This window comes from Undibacterium sp. TC4M20W (genome assembly GCF_049340245.1).
GTDB lineage: Bacteria > Pseudomonadota > Gammaproteobacteria > Burkholderiales > Burkholderiaceae_D > Undibacterium.
The window spans coordinates 139717-154161 of sequence record NZ_JBMPPI010000002.1 but is presented as its reverse complement, the minus strand read 5'-3'; the positions used below and the strand labels follow the sequence as shown (position 1 = coordinate 154161).

Genomic DNA, 14445 nt, shown 5'->3' with positions numbered 1-14445 from the left:
ATGTAACGGAAGGTATCTAAAATGAAAGCCAGCCTGTGTGCTGGCTTTTTCTTTGTTAGCATTTCGGTTCTGAACTTTTTAGGGGCGGTTTGTGTCTGAGGAGAAATTGCAAATTGACGTAAGAAGTCAACACTTCATCAAGAAACGCGTGGAAAAGCTTATTGATAGCGATTCCTGCACTGGATAAAAATAATATGAGCAAATTCAAAACCCTGATCATCGTCGCAGCTCTGGCAGTCGCCTCGGGCGCGGCTTACACTTATTACAAGTCATCTGACAAGGCTGCGGGTGAGGGTGCTTCTGCAAAAGCGGGGGGTAGTGGCCCTGCCGGAGCCGGTGCAGCGCAAAACCGTCCAGTCACTGTCTCCACCATCATTGCACAAAAGCGTGACTATGATGTCAGGATTACTGCCAATGGCGTGGTCACCGCATTAAACACTGTTGATATCCGCCCGCAAGTCAGCAGCACTATCGCCAAGGTACATATCAAGGAAGGGCAGTTCGTCAAAGCCGGTGATGTCTTGTTCACTCTGGATAGCCGTGTCGATGAAGTCAACCTGGCAAAAGCTCAGGCGCAACTCGACAAGGACCTGGCGTCGCTGGCCGACTATCAGCGCCAGCTCGTGCGCAACAAGGATCTGGTCAGCAAGAAATTTGTTGCCCAAAGTGTTGCTGACACCAGCCAGACCCAGGTCGATGCCCAACAAGCCGTGATTGCTTCCGACAAGGCAGCGGTGAATGCCGCCCGCGTTGCGCTCAGCTATAACCGCATAGTGGCACCTTCGGCTGGCCGGACTGGCATCATCAGCGTGTTCCCAGGTTCGCTGGTACAGCCTGCGACTGCAACGCCGCTGGTCAGCATTACCCAGATGGACCCGGTGGCGATTGCTTTCCCGCTGCCACAACGCAATCTGCCAGATGCGCTGGAAAGCATGAAACGTAGCGATAGTTATGTCATGGCCAATTTGCCGGACACGACGGTCAAATACAAAGGCAAACTACAGTTCGTCGATAATGCCGTGGATGCTGCATCTGGCACGATCAAGGTCAAGGCCGTATTTGACAACAAGGAACTGAAACTCTGGCCTGGTGCCTATGCCAATCTCGAACTCAGCGTACAGACTCTTAAAGATGTCGTCGTGGTGCCGCAGGATGCTGTGATCGTTGGTCCCCGTGGCAGCTCTGTATATATCGTTGATGCCGAAGGCAAGGCCATCATGAAGCCAGTGGTCGTGACCAACAGTTTTGGTAATGATGCGGTTGTTACTGGCATAGAGGCAGGTTCCAAAGTCGTGTTGGATGGCAAACAAAACCTGCGTCCGGGCGCCAGCATCAAGGAACGTAATGGCGATGGTAAAGAAGGCAAGGGCGACAAAGCAGACAAGGGTGCCAGGGGTGCAGGCAAGGGCGAGTCTTCTGCCGGTGCTTCCGCTGGTGCTTCCGTTAGTGCTTCTTCCTCCAGCGCTTCATCTGCAACGGCTGCATATACAAACACTGCGCCTGCTGCATCCACAGCACCAGCAGCCTCAGCCGCGAGCGCATCATGAATTTGTCTGAATTATTCATACGCCGTCCGGTCATGACGGTATTGCTGAACCTGTCCATCGTCGTGGCAGGTGTACTGGCTTACCGTTATATCCCTATCGCGGCTTTACCGAGCTATAACACGCCGGTCATCAGCGTGAATGCCAACTTGCCTGGTGCCAGTCCTGAGACCATGGCAACCTCAGTGGCTTTGCCTCTGGAAAAGCAGTTTGCCACCATACCTGGCCTGTCCATCATCAGTTCCAGCAATACTCTCGGCTCTACCTCGCTGACACTGGAATTTGACCAGAACCGTAATGTTGATGCAGCCGCTGTGGATGTGCAGGCGGCACTGCTGCGTGCGCAGCGCTCTTTGCCAGTTGATATGACATCGCCACCGTCGTATCGCAAGGTCAATCCTGCTGATGCGCCTGTGCTGTTTATTGCCCTGACATCGCCATCGCTGAGTCTTGCTGAACTGACGAGTTATGCCGAGCATTTGATCTCCCCCAGTCTGTCGACGCTGGAAGGTGTGGCCCAGGTAAATATTTTTGGTATCAAGCGTTATGCCGTGCGCATACGCGTCATGCCAGATGCCTTGCAGGCACGCAATCTGACGCTCGATGAATTGTCAGCGTCCATCCGTACCTCGAATGCAAACACGCCAGTCGGTACGCTGGATGGCGACAAGCAGACACTGACGCTGCTGGCCAACAAGCAAATGCAAAGCGCAGCAGAATTTGCCAATCTCGTGGTCAGTAACAAAGGTGGGCAAGTCGTGCGCCTGCGTGAAGTTGCCACGGTTGAAGACAGCTACGAGCAAGTCAAAACCAATGCCAATTTTAATGGCGAAAGTTCGATTACCCTGGCAATACAAAGGCAGACTGATGCCAACACCGTCAAGGTGGTCGATTCCATCAAGGCGGCCTTGCCTGGCTTCAAAGCGCAATTGCCAGCTTCAGTCAAAATGAATCTGGTGAATGACAGGTCCATCTCCATCCGTGATGCTTTGCATGACGTGAACCTGACCTTATTGCTGACGATATTCCTGGTGGTGATAGTCATTTTCCTGTTCTTGCGCCGTATGGTCGCAACCATCATTCCCACTCTGTCTTTGCCTGTGTCCCTGGTTGGTTCTATTGCTCTTTTATGGGGCTTTGGCTATACGCTGGACAATGTCTCGCTGCTGGGGCTGACACTGGCTGTGGGCCTGGTGGTCGATGATGCCATCGTCATGCTGGAAAATATCATGCGCCACGTTGAGAATGGCGAGCCGCCTTTCAAGGCCGCGTTGCAGGGTTCGCGTGAAGTGGGCTTCACCATCATTTCGATTTCCACTTCGCTGGTGGCGGTGTTTATTCCCATCTTTTTCATGCCCGGCGTTATCGGTCAGCTATTCCATGAGTTTGCCGTCATCGTCACTCTGGCCATCGTTGCTTCTGCCTTTGTTTCGCTGACGCTGGTGCCGATGCTGGCCAGCCGCTTTTTGAAGAGCGAGCATGAACTGAAAGAGCCGCCAAAAGCAGTGGGCGCCATGTTGCACTTATTTGAAAATAGTTTCAATGCGTCTTTGCGTGGCTATACTCGTGGGCTGGACATGGCATTGCGCCACCGCAAACTAGTGCTGCTGATCGCCCTGGCAACCTTTGCTGCCACGGCTTATCTGTTCAATGTCATCCCCAAGGGTTTCTTTCCGCAAGAAGATATAGGCCAGATCAATGTCTCGACCGAGGCAGCAGAAGAAACTTCTTTCCCAGCCATGGTGAGCTTGCAGGACAGGGTCGCCAAGATCATACGCGATGATCCTAATGTGGCTACTGCAACTTCTTTCAATGGTGGCAGTGGTTCGCAAAATACAGGTCGCATGTTCGTCAACCTGAAGCCACGTGGTGAACGCAAACCCATGAAGGATGTGGTCGAAGGTTTGCGCAAGAAACTCAATGAGGTTCCTGGTATTGCTGTTTTCCTGCGTCCTACCCAGAACTTGCAACTCGGTGGCCGCCCCAGCAAGAGCCAGTACCAATACATTTTGCAAAGTGTGGAAGCCGGCTCATTGAGCGAATGGGCCATCAAGCTGCAAGAAAAACTGCGTACTGACCCCGGTTTCAAGGATGTCACCACAGACTCGCAATTGAAGGGTTTGCAGGCCAGTATCAATATTGACCGTGACCGCGCGAATGCATTGGGCGTGTCCATGGACAGTATACGCTCGGCACTGTACAGCGCTTTTGGCGAACGTCAGATATCGACAATGTACACCAATGTTGATAGCTACCAGGTCATCATGGAAGTGGCACCAGATGCGAAGAAAGATGAAAGTGCCATCAATGGCATTTATGTACGCGGTAATACCGGTACTTTGGTACCGCTGTCCAGTATTGCTACCGTCAAACGCACGGTAGGGCCGACCGCGATCAATCACGTAGGGCAATTGCAGGCGGTGACGGTATCTTTCAACCTGGCACCCGGCACAGCCCTGGGCGAGGCGACTAACCGCATAGAAAAATACCGCGATGAAATCAAATTGCCATCGTCAATCATCACTACCTATGGTGGTGATGCAGCGGTGTTCAAGGATTCACAATCCGGCCAGGTGATCCTCATCGTTGCCGCCTTGCTGGTGATCTATGTGTTGCTGGGTGTATTGTATGAAAGTTATATACACCCTATCACCATCCTCGCTGGCTTGCCTTCTGCCGCTGTCGGTGCTTTGCTGACCCTGCAGATGTTTGGCGAAGACCTGACCCTGATTGCCACTATCGGTATCTTGCTGCTGATCGGTATCGTCAAAAAGAATGCGATCATGATGATCGACTTTGCGCTCGATGCGCAAAGGCACCACAATATGACGCCGCCAGAAGCAATACGTGAAGCCTGCATACAACGCTTCCGTCCCATCATGATGACCACACTGGCTGCACTGGTTGGGGCTTTGCCGATTGCCCTGGGCCTGGGTGCGGGTGCTGAATTGCGCCAGCCTCTCGGGCTTGCAGTGGTGGGTGGTTTGATTTTTTCACAGGCAATTACCCTGTTCATTACACCCGTGATTTATCTGGCACTGGACCGTTTCAGCGGTAGCGGGCCCATCGTTGGTGATGCCTTGCCGGTGAAATAAATGCTGGATTCTGTCCGCAGGCAATCAGCTTGTGGATAGGCAGGGGTACTCGAACTGATTTTCTGGCGATTGCTTAACTGCAATCGTCTTCCTGCAAATGCTGCCTGAGTTTGAGCAGGCTGTTTTCCAGATTCAGGTAGTCATCTTCGGTATAAGTTTTGAAGCGCTGCTTGCCGGATTGAACTACTTTGGGAAACACATCATCAAAAGTGGCTTCACCCACAGGTGTCAGTTTAACGAACAACTGGCGGCGGTCATCATTGCCGCGCTCACGTTGTACCAGGCCCTTTTGTTCCAGCCTGTCGAGCACACCTGTCAGTGTGCCCTTGGTGATCAGGGTTTTTTCGCCGAGTTCTTTGCAGGTCATGCCTGGCGTATTGCCCAGGGTGGCGATGATATCGAATTGCGAATGCGTAAAACCAAGCTTGCGCACATTCCTGGCAGAAGCCTGTTCAAATAATTGCATGCACTCCGACAGTAATCGTATGCTGCGCAGGTAACGTTCGCCCATGAAGTAAATTGTGAGGTTGTTGGTTTGGCCCCCCGCAGCTAGAGCTAGCAGGGGGCCAAACCAGGAACTACAAAATTAGTCAGCCTTGACTGCTTCTACCTGGATAGCCAGTTTTACTTCTGGTGCAAAACGTGGTGTACCAAAGGACAGACCAAAATCAGTGCGTTTGAATTCTGCAGTGGCATCTGCACCGCAAGCTTCTTTCTTAAACATAGGATGGTCGATGCACTTGAATTTGTTGATCGTCAAAGTGACTGGCTTGGTTACGCCCAGCAAAGTCAATTCACCGATAACAGCAACTGGTGTGTCGCCATTAAATTTGATGGACGTACCTTTATAAGTCGCTGTCGGGAATTGCGCTACATTGAACATGTCTTTGCCTTTGGCATGATCATTCATTTTTTCATGGCCAAAGTCGATGGAGCTGGCATCAATAACGATATCAACAGTCCCCGTTTTTGCAGCGCGGTCCAGCACGATCTTACCGCTAGTTTTTGTAAACTTGCCGCGCCAGACGGACAGGCCCATATGATCAGCTTCAAAGCTAGGATAAGTATGGTTAGGTTCGATGTTATATGTCTGGGCAAATGCAGGTGCAGTGCTGATCAACAGTGCGGCGGCGATAAGTTTAGCAATTTTCATGGTTGACTCCTGAATGGCGAAAATTTGTTTGATTAAAAAGGTTTAGGGGACTAGGTATTACGGGTTTGTTACTACGTGAAACTTGATCTGTATTTCATCGGCGACCATGCCGGTATCTTTCCATTCACCTTCACCAATATTGAAGGTGAGACGTTTGATAGGCAGGCTGCCGTCAAACACCTGGCTGTTGCCTTCTTTCTTGACGCTTAAAGGGAAGCTGACATCGACGGTCTTGCCCTTGATGCTGAGCTTGCCAGTGACATCCAGCTTGCCTGCGGCACCAGCTTTCATGGATGTAGATACAAAGCTGGCTTTAGGAAAAGCAGCAGCGTTGAACCATTCCTTCTTCAAGACTTCTTTATTGTATTCAGCATCACCGAGGTCAAAGCTGGCAACGTCAATATCTACTGTTGCCTTGGATGCTTCAGGTTTTGCGCTGTCATAATCAATGTTGGCCGCAATTTTTTTGAATTTGGCATCAACAGGTACATTCATTTGCTTGAACACAATGTTGACGGTGCTTTTTGCCGCATCAACCTTAAGTGCGGCGGCAATGGCCGGGCTGGCGATCAGCAAGGCGACAGCAGCAGATATGGCGATTTTTTTTGTGGAATATGTAGTCATACTTATACCTGTTTAAGATGGATTAATTTAGATTAACCAAGAAATATTAAAAAAATATTAATTAAAAATATTAAAAAGAGAAATTAAAAACGAGGGCGCATGCGATTCAGGAGCCCGTCTTTATCGTAGAAATGGTGCTTGAGCGCCGCAGCGACATGCAGTAAGACTAGAACGAACATGACTTTGTTTAAAATTTCATGCAATTCTTTCAAAGTCCCCTTGATTTCCGGGTTGGGAGCTATTAATACTGGTAATTCGAATAAGCCCAGATAGACTACCGGATAGCCCGCTGCCAGGGTGTAAAAATAACCAGACAAGGGCACAGTGAACATCAGTACATACAGCAGGATATGGGTAGCATTCGCCAGCTGGGTCTGGACCTTGCCCATATTCTCAGGGTAAGGCGGTGCCTTGCTCATCAGGCGTGAGATGAGACGTATGGCAACAAAAGCAAGTACCGTCACCCCCAGCCATTTATGGTAGGAGAAATATTGCAACTTTGTTGGACTGATACGCATATCAACCATGATATTGCCCAGAATAAAGGCGGCGATGATGAGTACAGCAATCAGCCAGTGCAAGGCTATACTGACATTGGAATATCTTTGAGTGGCTGCCATGCTGGCTCCTCTGATGAAAGAGATAATTAGTTCGAAGTAGAACTAATATAGCGCAAAAAAAGAAAGTCTGCTGAGAGCCGCCCAATTTTTAAGCGAATATTATGTAAGCAGCTGCTACATTTTGTTTTTGAAACTGAGTCTTCCGGCTATACTTTGCCCGGAATCTCCGCGCAATTTGCCATAAAAAGGTTTTTCCCCTGCCATTAAGGCATTCATTTATCATTGGCTTACTTGCCAATTCATCATATCAATAATGAAACCAGAAATTCCAGAAAAATCCCTAGGTAAACTATTAGTCGATCCTGCCAAAACCGTACTTGGCAACGTAGCAGGTGCCGTCACTGAAACCACAGGCTTGCTGGACCAGAGCGGGCCATTGAAACCGGGCACTGGCCTTGCCAGTGGCGTGCTGGCATTAACGCTGGCTTTCCTGTGTTTGCTGGGCGTGATAGCTTTCCACTTCCCACAGTATCTGACCACGCCTGAATTGCGTAAAAACTATTCCCCGGACGTCATACGTCATATTCTATTTGCTGCGCTGGTACTCTCTGGTGTGATCAGTTTATTGAATATACTGTTTAATCGCCGCCGTGGCTTGAATGCGGTGGCAGCAGCTCTGGTTATTGGTGCCGTGGCTTTTGGCGGATCACATGTGCCTGTTGCTGATTTTCCTGATCACACGCCATATATAGGTCTGGACTGGTTCATTCTCGATTTGCTGGGCTCGACGATCATTTTCGTCGTTATCGAAAAAATCTTCCCGCTGTACAAAGGGCAGTTGATTTTCCGTCGCGAATGGCAAACCGACATGGTGCATTTTGCCGTCAATCACTTTATCGTCGGGCTGGCATTGTTGACTGTCAATTTCGCGATACACCGCCTGTTTGGCTGGATGGCACATGACAGCGTGCGCGACTTTGTGCAGTCCATCTGGTTCTTCCCGCAGTTACTGCTGTGTATCCTGGCTGCTGACATGGTGCAGTACTGGACGCATCGCGCTTATCATGAGATTCCATTCTTGTGGCGCTTCCATGCAGTCCATCATTCAGCAAAAACCATGGACTGGCTGGCCGGTTCGCGTCAGCATATCCTGGAGTTGATTTGCACCCGCGTTGGTGTACTGGGTGCCCTGTATGTGCTGGGTTTTGACAAGACTGTCATGGATGTCTATATCATCGTGGTTGGCTTCCAGGCCGTATTCAACCATGCGAATGTGCATCTGCCATGGGGACCTGTGAAGTATGTGATCGTCACACCTGACTTTCATCACTGGCACCATTCATCAGATGATGTGGCGATAGACAGAAATTATGCGGCACACTATGCCTTCCTTGATCATCTATTTGGTACAGCAATCAAGGGGCAAAAAGGATTCCCTGAGAAATATGGCGTGCAGGGTGACTACATGCCGGACGGTTTCGTGAAACAGCTGATGTTCCCGTTCCGTTCGCAGAAATAGAGAGTAACAATAAAAACAAAACAGGCAGATCATTTGATCTGCCTGTTTTGTTTGGTGCTGCTAAAACCCAGTTTTTAAAACTTAGTTTAAATCGCTTTCGCCAGTTTCGCCGCAATACCAGTGTAGTTCGCCGGTGTCATTGCCAGCAGCAAATCCTTGGCATCGCGCGGGATCGCCAGGCCTTCAACAAACTCTTGCAAGGCGGCTTTGGTGATGCCTTTGCCGCGAGTCAGTTCTTTCAATTGTTCGTAAGCGTTCTCAACTGCATAACGGCGCATCACGGTTTGCACTGGTTCTGCCAATACTTCCCAGGTTGCATCAAGGTCTGCTGCCAGGCGCTCTGGATTGGTTTCCAGCTTGTTCAAGCCGCGCAGGCAACTGTCGTAGGCCAGCAAGGTGTAGCCAAAAGCTACACCTATATTGCGCAAGACGGTAGAGTCAGTCAGGTCACGCTGCCAGCGGGAAACTGGCAATTTTTCAGACAGATGACGCAACAGCGAATTAGCCAGACCCAGGTTGCCTTCAGAATTTTCAAAGTCGATAGGATTGACTTTATGCGGCATGGTGGATGAACCGATTTCGCCTGCCTTGGTTTTTTGCTTGAAATAGCCGACAGAAATATAACCCCAGATGTCACGGTTCAGATCCAGCAGAATGGTGTTGGCGCGTGCGAAGGCATCAAACATCTCGGCCATATAATCATGCGGCTCGATCTGTATCGTGTATGGGTTATAGGTCAGGCCCAGACGCTGCTCCACGACGTTTTTGGAAAAACTTTCCCAGTCATGCTGCGGGTAGGCAGACAGGTGGGCATTGTAGTTGCCCACTGCGCCATTCATCTTGCCCAGAATTTCTACCTGTTCTATACGCTTGATGGCGCGCTGCAGACGTGCAACGACGTTGGCCATTTCCTTGCCCAGGGTAGTTGGGCTGGCTGTCTGACCATGGGTGCGGGAAAGCATAGGCACTTCAGCATTTGCATGTGCGATTTCTGTAAGCTTGCTGATCAGCTTTTGCAGCGATGGCAGCATCACCTCATTACGCGCTGTCTTCAGCATCATGCCGTGAGAAGTGTTATTGATATCTTCAGAAGTGCAGGCAAAGTGAATGAATTCACTGGCAGCAACCAGTTCAGGCACATCCTTGACTTGCTCTTTGAGCCAATATTCAACCGCCTTGACGTCATGGTTGGTGACGGCTTCGATTTCCTTGATGCGTTGCGCATCTGCTTCAGAAAACCCGGCAACGAGTTTATCGAGCAAGGCATTTGCCTCCGGGGAAAAAGCCTTGATCTCATCAAAACCGGCTTGTGACAAAGCTTGCAGCCAGGACACTTCAACTTTAACGCGGTGATGCATGAAGCCAGCTTCAGACAAGGTGGCGCGCAAGGCATCCACTTTGCTTGCATAACGACCGTCGAGTGGAGAGAGAGCAGAGAGTGAGGATAGGGACATGATGGACTATAGAGATGGAATGACAGAAAGCCTTGCGCAAAAAACAACAAAAGTGTAGATTTTGCAAATCACCATGATTTGGCAAAAATTTACAATTGTTGTGCAAATACAGTTTTTTTTGCACCGTATACGCGATTTTACCATTTGAATGCGTTCAAATTATAGAATCGTAGTGATGTTGCTGCTCCGCACGTCAGCCCCCGCAAGCATGGGTTTACAGGCAGGCGATGCTATAATCCGCGCTAAACCTACTACCAGATTCCTATGAAACTTATTGGCTCCATCACTAGTCCTTTTGTCAGAAAAGTCCGCGTTGTCATGGCGGAGAAAAAACTTGATTACGTTTTTGTGCAAGAAAATGTGTGGGCAGCAGACTCCACAATACAGCAATCAAATCCCCTCGGGAAAGTACCCTGTCTCTTGATGGAAGACGGTGGTGCCATGTTTGATTCGCGCGTCATTGTCGAATATATCGACACCCTGACGCCAGTCGGCAAGCTCATTCCTTCGCAAGGCCGTGAACGTGTGGAAGTTAAATGCTGGGAAGCCCTGGCAGATGGCATCATGGATGCCGCCATTCTGGTACGTCTGGAAAAAACCTTGCGCCCTGCTGAACAGCAAAGCCAGGAATGGATAGACAGGCAAATGAGCAAGGTGCATGCGGGTTTGAAATCCATGTCTAGTGGCCTTGGTGATACCGCGTTCTGTACCGGCAATCACCTGACCCTCGCTGATATCAGCGTGGCCTGCGCACTGGGCTGGCTGGGCTTCCGCTTCCCGGAAATAGACTGGCGTGGTGACTATCCAAATCTCGCAAAACTGTTCGATAAATTATCGGAACGTGCTTCTTTCAAAGACACTTTGCCACAATAAATACAAAAAGCCGGACTGAAAACTAAAAGGGATGTAGCGCAAGCTCCATCCCTTTCTTGTTTTTAGCGAAGCAAAAAAATTGCTGTGACTTATTCTTCTGTAGACATTTGTGATTGCAAATAATTCTGGATACCGATTTTCTCTATCAATTCCAGCTGCGTCTCCAGCCAGTCTATATGCTCTTCAGTATCTTCCAAAATGACCTGGAACAAATCGCGTGACACATAATCGCCGACTGCTTCACAGGTGGCGACGCCTTCCTTGACTGTCTTTTGCGCAGCAACTTCCAGCTTCAAATCACATCCCAGCATTTCTACCGTTTCTTCACCTATCATCAGCTTGTGCAGGGCTTGCAGATTTGGCAGACCACCCAGCATGAGGATGCGGTCGATGAGTTTGTCAGCATGCTTCATTTCGCCTATGGATTCTTCGTATTCCTTCTTGGCTATTTTTTCAAAGCCCCAATGCTTGTACATGCGTGCATGCAAAAAATACTGATTGATCGCACTCAATTCATTGGTGAGTTGTGCATTAAGCAGTTTGATGACTTTCGCGTCGCCTTTCATGGCTTTCCTTCCTGTGGCTATGGATATTGATGGTGAGGTGTTTGCTGACGAGCTTTATGCTTGCAGGCTTTTATCACATGATAGATCATTCGGCAGCAGTTGCAAAATGAAGATGACCTGCATCACTGAATTTAATGAATTAAATGCTTGAGTGAGACAATATTCTTGATGCTGATTGAGGAGGTGAAGAGCAATTATTCTCATTTAGTTTTCTATAACTCTGAAAAGAGAAAAAGCCTTTCAGTGCTTAGCCTTAGTTTGCGCTAAATTTATCACTAGACATTTGCATCTGGTTCTGGCTCGCTGTTCGCTTGATTGTTGAATTGAATAATTTGCAGACCTTAAATTTCAGCTCTTTCAAGCTGAGCTTTTTTTAAGCTGTTTTGGTTTCATATTGCCCGGACAAAAATCCGATTTATTTATCGCTAATGTAGTAGTGAAAAATTTGACTAAAGCTTTTATGTTCTTTGAAAGCAGATATGGATGAGTTTCGAAATAAATATCATCTACTGATTGGTGCGTATGTGGATGCCCGAAAACTGTTATGCGCTTCGATACGGGATGAATCCTCGATTAACGAATTACTTGCTTATGGAGAAGACGTTATGGCGTCTGAACCGGGGATTGCCTTGCGATTTTTCGGAAGAGTGTTGGAGCTAGATTCCAAGAATATCAGTGCACTAGTTTATTCAGCGCTTTGTTATTGGTCCGCTGGTGATGATGTAGGCTTCCAAAAATTACTTGACCGAGCATTGAAGCTTGCACCTGAGGATCCAAAAGTGCTGGAATTGGTCGATCTCTGAGCCAGTTTTTTCTCATTCGTATGATCTCTTCACTTCGCAGAGCTGAGTCTGTTGACGGTGACGGCAAGGGTGGTATACTGCGATTGCTAAGTTGGCAATATTTAAAGTACTTTGAGTCGGCCTGAAAATATTGTGCGATTTGATTTGTAGGTCAGGAACTCTTCGCTTGTTAATAATCCGAAAGGATCTAATAGTGCAATTCAGTACCATTGCTTCATCATCGCCCTCAACTTCAAATGCAGAGCCGGCAAAACATAGGCGTATGAACGCCATTCGCCTGGTCTTTGCTTCGGCCTTACTTGTCATGCTGACGACTTCATGCGCGCAAAGCCGTGATGCACCGGCACAGGGAAATAATTCTTCGGGTACTGCCTCTTCCTCAACTTCTATCGCCAACAAGAAATCTATGGAAACCTCTGATCAAAATGCATCTCCAGAAGTACCGCAAATGACTGCCGAGGAAATCAGCAAGCGCATGCTGGACCTGATGGGCAAGATTAAAACGGCTGAGGATATTTCTGCCAAAAATCTGGAAATTGCGACTGGCCTCAAGGTCTACGTTAACGCTGATAATCCCGGTAAATATGCGACTGGAGCAAAAATTACCGATACCTGGTTCTTTAACATTAAAGTGATATCCGGTAGCAAAGACGGCGAAGCCAGTCGGCTGATATTTTCGTTTGACGACCAAACCCATAGCGGTGCCGATATGACATCGATCTGCAAAGTCGATTTTGAGGCCTATAAGAAACGCCTGACTGAATTCGGTTTTCAATCAGAGCCTTACTATGGCGAACACAATCGACTCATTTATTGGAATTTCTCGCGCGGTAAAGTCGAATTACAAATTTCCATTCGTGGAGAAAGTGACGAAAATGTGAAACACGATTGTGTCTCCATGATAGTCATTGACGTCTAGAGGGAAAAGTCACATGAACGGACCGAATCCCAAACCCAATGCGGCGCCACCGACTGCTGAGCAAAAGCTTGATAAGATCATCAAGGACTTTGGTGATGCCAACAAGACCGCGAACAATAATCCCGGCGATGACTTGGCCAAGCTTCTTGAGGTTTCTCCTGATCTGAAGAAGCGCATTCTTGACTCAGTCGATAAAGGGTATTTAACTAAATTTCAGGCGCTTCCTGCCAATTCTGGCACAGGCGGTTCGTATGACCCGAGTGCAAAAGCCATCAATGTCCCGATGAATGTACTCCAGAAAGCCAGTACGAACGAACGCGATAAGGGTGAGTTGATTTTTGTGATGGGTCACGAAATCCAGCATTCATTCAATGCTGCCGCAACCAAAAAGATAACCCAGGATTTCCTTGCTGGGACTAAGGTGCTGGCAACGAGCAAGGCATCGCCGCACGACTATACCAAGGTGACTGAAGACTTTATCCAGGCTTCTCGTAAAGACGAGGCCTCTGCACATATCGGCGGCTTCAATGCGATTGTCTCGCAAGCCAGGAAAGCCAACCCCAAAGCAACGCTTGAAGACATTTACGATACTGCTCCGGGGCGCATGCAGGATTTCATTACCGTGAGCGGCACGCCAGGAAATTATAACTACGCGATGAAGCCAGGCCTGACCGTCGATGCTGACATGAGCATGCCCTATTCAAAGGATAATGTCGCAGCCATGGGCAAGTATTACTTTGATAAATCCGCAAAGGAGTCCAGGCTTGGGTCAAATCACAATCTCGATTACACCAACTTCTACGGTAGCTGGGCAGTCAATGTTGCGGGTAACAATGAGAAAGCGTATCAGGATTTTTATCACAAAACTGACAAGAAATACGCGACGCCTGAAGTGCAGTTCGACATGAAGCGCCTGGGCTTGCAACAAGACCTGATCAATCAGAATGTAAAGTTTTCCGACAACAAAGCCTTTTCTTATGTCGATACCAGCGATGGCAAGAAACAGCCTGCAACTTTCGATCCGAACGCGCATCCTAACCCTGCTCCTCCGGTAAGTCCTGTCACGAGCCATGCATTGGCGAGGGATACCAAACGTGATCTGCCTGACGGAACAGCCGTCCCGCTGAACTCGTCAAAGGCTGTGCCCATGTCGCCCGCCAAGAACAGTGCAGACCTGCTCATGGGCGACGATACGCCATCCAGCCGTTTGCTCAGGAGCGTGCCCGAATCACTTAAAGCCGCTCAACCCAAGCCAGGGTGAGCGCGAGAATTTACATAAAAATGTAACCAGGAATAGGGACGCTTGCAACTGCCCTGAGTTTTATATATGTATAC

At 48.8% G+C, this 14445-nt stretch carries 13 protein-coding genes; 7 read left to right on the top strand and 6 right to left on the bottom strand.

All coding sequences use genetic code 11. From position 1 onward, the window contains the following. Positions 1–194: 194 nt before the first annotated feature. Together ACO0LL_RS03190 and ACO0LL_RS03185 are read left to right on the top strand one after the other, a co-directional pair. Positions 195–1547 (top strand): efflux RND transporter periplasmic adaptor subunit, encoded by a 1353-nt coding sequence (locus tag ACO0LL_RS03190; RefSeq protein ID WP_422949449.1) that lies wholly within the window; start codon positions 195–197, stop codon positions 1545–1547. Next, on the top strand, positions 1544–4639 hold the full coding sequence (locus ACO0LL_RS03185) for an efflux RND transporter permease subunit (RefSeq protein WP_422949448.1): 3096 nt from the start codon (positions 1544–1546) through the stop codon (positions 4637–4639). Before ACO0LL_RS03190 ends, ACO0LL_RS03185 begins: the two co-directional genes overlap by 4 nt. A gap of 73 nt (positions 4640–4712) precedes the next feature. Here ACO0LL_RS03185 and ACO0LL_RS03180 read toward each other — a convergent pair whose 3' ends face one another. From ACO0LL_RS03180 to ACO0LL_RS03165, 4 genes are all read right to left on the bottom strand, one after another. Beyond that, complete coding sequence (locus ACO0LL_RS03180) at positions 4713–5105, bottom strand: MarR family winged helix-turn-helix transcriptional regulator (protein WP_422949447.1); 393 nt, start codon at positions 5103–5105, stop codon at positions 4713–4715. A 120-nt stretch (positions 5106–5225) separates the two neighbouring features. Then, positions 5226–5792, bottom strand: coding sequence for a YceI family protein (locus tag ACO0LL_RS03175; RefSeq protein ID WP_422949446.1), 567 nt, complete (start codon positions 5790–5792; stop codon positions 5226–5228). A gap of 57 nt (positions 5793–5849) precedes the next feature. Then, the gene (locus tag ACO0LL_RS03170; RefSeq protein WP_422949445.1) at positions 5850–6416 is read right to left on the bottom strand and encodes a YceI family protein; all 567 of its coding nucleotides are present in this window, start codon (positions 6414–6416) and stop codon (positions 5850–5852) included. 83 nt (positions 6417–6499) lie between these two features. After that, on the bottom strand, positions 6500–7036 hold the full coding sequence (locus ACO0LL_RS03165) for a cytochrome b (protein WP_422949444.1): 537 nt from the start codon (positions 7034–7036) through the stop codon (positions 6500–6502). A 253-nt stretch (positions 7037–7289) separates the two neighbouring features. On the opposite strand from ACO0LL_RS03165, the gene ACO0LL_RS03160 reads away from it, so the two are divergent. Beyond that, positions 7290–8495 carry a sterol desaturase family protein gene (locus ACO0LL_RS03160; protein WP_422949443.1) on the top strand — a complete coding sequence of 402 codons (1206 nt, stop codon included), beginning with the start codon at positions 7290–7292 and terminating at the stop codon, positions 8493–8495. Positions 8496–8581: 86 nt separating this feature from the next. Here the strand turns inward: ACO0LL_RS03160 and purB are convergent, their stop codons facing one another. Beyond that, complete coding sequence (gene purB, locus ACO0LL_RS03155; RefSeq protein WP_422949442.1) at positions 8582–9949, bottom strand: adenylosuccinate lyase; 1368 nt, start codon at positions 9947–9949, stop codon at positions 8582–8584. A gap of 264 nt (positions 9950–10213) precedes the next feature. Here purB and ACO0LL_RS03150 point away from each other — a divergent pair, with 264 nt between their 5' ends. Continuing rightward, the gene (locus tag ACO0LL_RS03150) at positions 10214–10822 is read left to right on the top strand and encodes a glutathione S-transferase (protein ID WP_422949441.1); all 609 of its coding nucleotides are present in this window, start codon (positions 10214–10216) and stop codon (positions 10820–10822) included. An 89-nt stretch (positions 10823–10911) separates the two neighbouring features. Here the strand turns inward: ACO0LL_RS03150 and bfr are convergent, their stop codons facing one another. Then, positions 10912–11388, bottom strand: coding sequence for a bacterioferritin (bfr, locus tag ACO0LL_RS03145; RefSeq protein WP_422949440.1), 477 nt, complete (start codon positions 11386–11388; stop codon positions 10912–10914). Between the two features lie 479 nt (positions 11389–11867). Between bfr and ACO0LL_RS03140 the strand changes: the two genes are divergently transcribed. The 3 genes from ACO0LL_RS03140 to ACO0LL_RS03130 all read left to right on the top strand — a co-directional run bounded on the left by ACO0LL_RS03140 (position 11868) and on the right by ACO0LL_RS03130 (position 14371). Further along, the gene (locus ACO0LL_RS03140) at positions 11868–12191 is read left to right on the top strand and encodes a hypothetical protein (RefSeq protein WP_422949439.1); all 324 of its coding nucleotides are present in this window, start codon (positions 11868–11870) and stop codon (positions 12189–12191) included. 193 nt (positions 12192–12384) lie between these two features. Beyond that, a complete protein-coding gene (locus ACO0LL_RS03135; RefSeq protein WP_422949438.1) occupies positions 12385–13110 on the top strand; it encodes a hypothetical protein in 726 nt (241 codons plus the stop codon). A 13-nt stretch (positions 13111–13123) separates the two neighbouring features. Further along, positions 13124–14371 (top strand): hypothetical protein, encoded by a 1248-nt coding sequence (locus ACO0LL_RS03130; RefSeq protein WP_422949437.1) that lies wholly within the window; start codon positions 13124–13126, stop codon positions 14369–14371. Positions 14372–14445: the final 74 nt, after the last annotated feature.

Coding starts and splice junctions, on each gene's coding strand:
- ACO0LL_RS03190 (WP_422949449.1), top strand. CDS start 195: ATGAGCAAATTCAAAACCCTGATCATCGTCGCAGCTCTGGCAGTCGCC.
- ACO0LL_RS03185 (WP_422949448.1), top strand. CDS start 1,544: ATGAATTTGTCTGAATTATTCATACGCCGTCCGGTCATGACGGTATTG.
- ACO0LL_RS03180 (WP_422949447.1), bottom strand. CDS start 5,105: ATGCAATTATTTGAACAGGCTTCTGCCAGGAATGTGCGCAAGCTTGGT.
- ACO0LL_RS03175 (WP_422949446.1), bottom strand. CDS start 5,792: ATGAAAATTGCTAAACTTATCGCCGCCGCACTGTTGATCAGCACTGCA.
- ACO0LL_RS03170 (WP_422949445.1), bottom strand. CDS start 6,416: ATGACTACATATTCCACAAAAAAAATCGCCATATCTGCTGCTGTCGCC.
- ACO0LL_RS03165 (WP_422949444.1), bottom strand. CDS start 7,036: ATGGCAGCCACTCAAAGATATTCCAATGTCAGTATAGCCTTGCACTGG.
- ACO0LL_RS03160 (WP_422949443.1), top strand. CDS start 7,290: ATGAAACCAGAAATTCCAGAAAAATCCCTAGGTAAACTATTAGTCGAT.
- purB (WP_422949442.1), bottom strand. CDS start 9,949: ATGTCCCTATCCTCACTCTCTGCTCTCTCTCCACTCGACGGTCGTTAT.
- ACO0LL_RS03150 (WP_422949441.1), top strand. CDS start 10,214: ATGAAACTTATTGGCTCCATCACTAGTCCTTTTGTCAGAAAAGTCCGC.
- bfr (WP_422949440.1), bottom strand. CDS start 11,388: ATGAAAGGCGACGCGAAAGTCATCAAACTGCTTAATGCACAACTCACC.
- ACO0LL_RS03140 (WP_422949439.1), top strand. CDS start 11,868: ATGGATGAGTTTCGAAATAAATATCATCTACTGATTGGTGCGTATGTG.
- ACO0LL_RS03130 (WP_422949437.1), top strand. CDS start 13,124: ATGAACGGACCGAATCCCAAACCCAATGCGGCGCCACCGACTGCTGAG.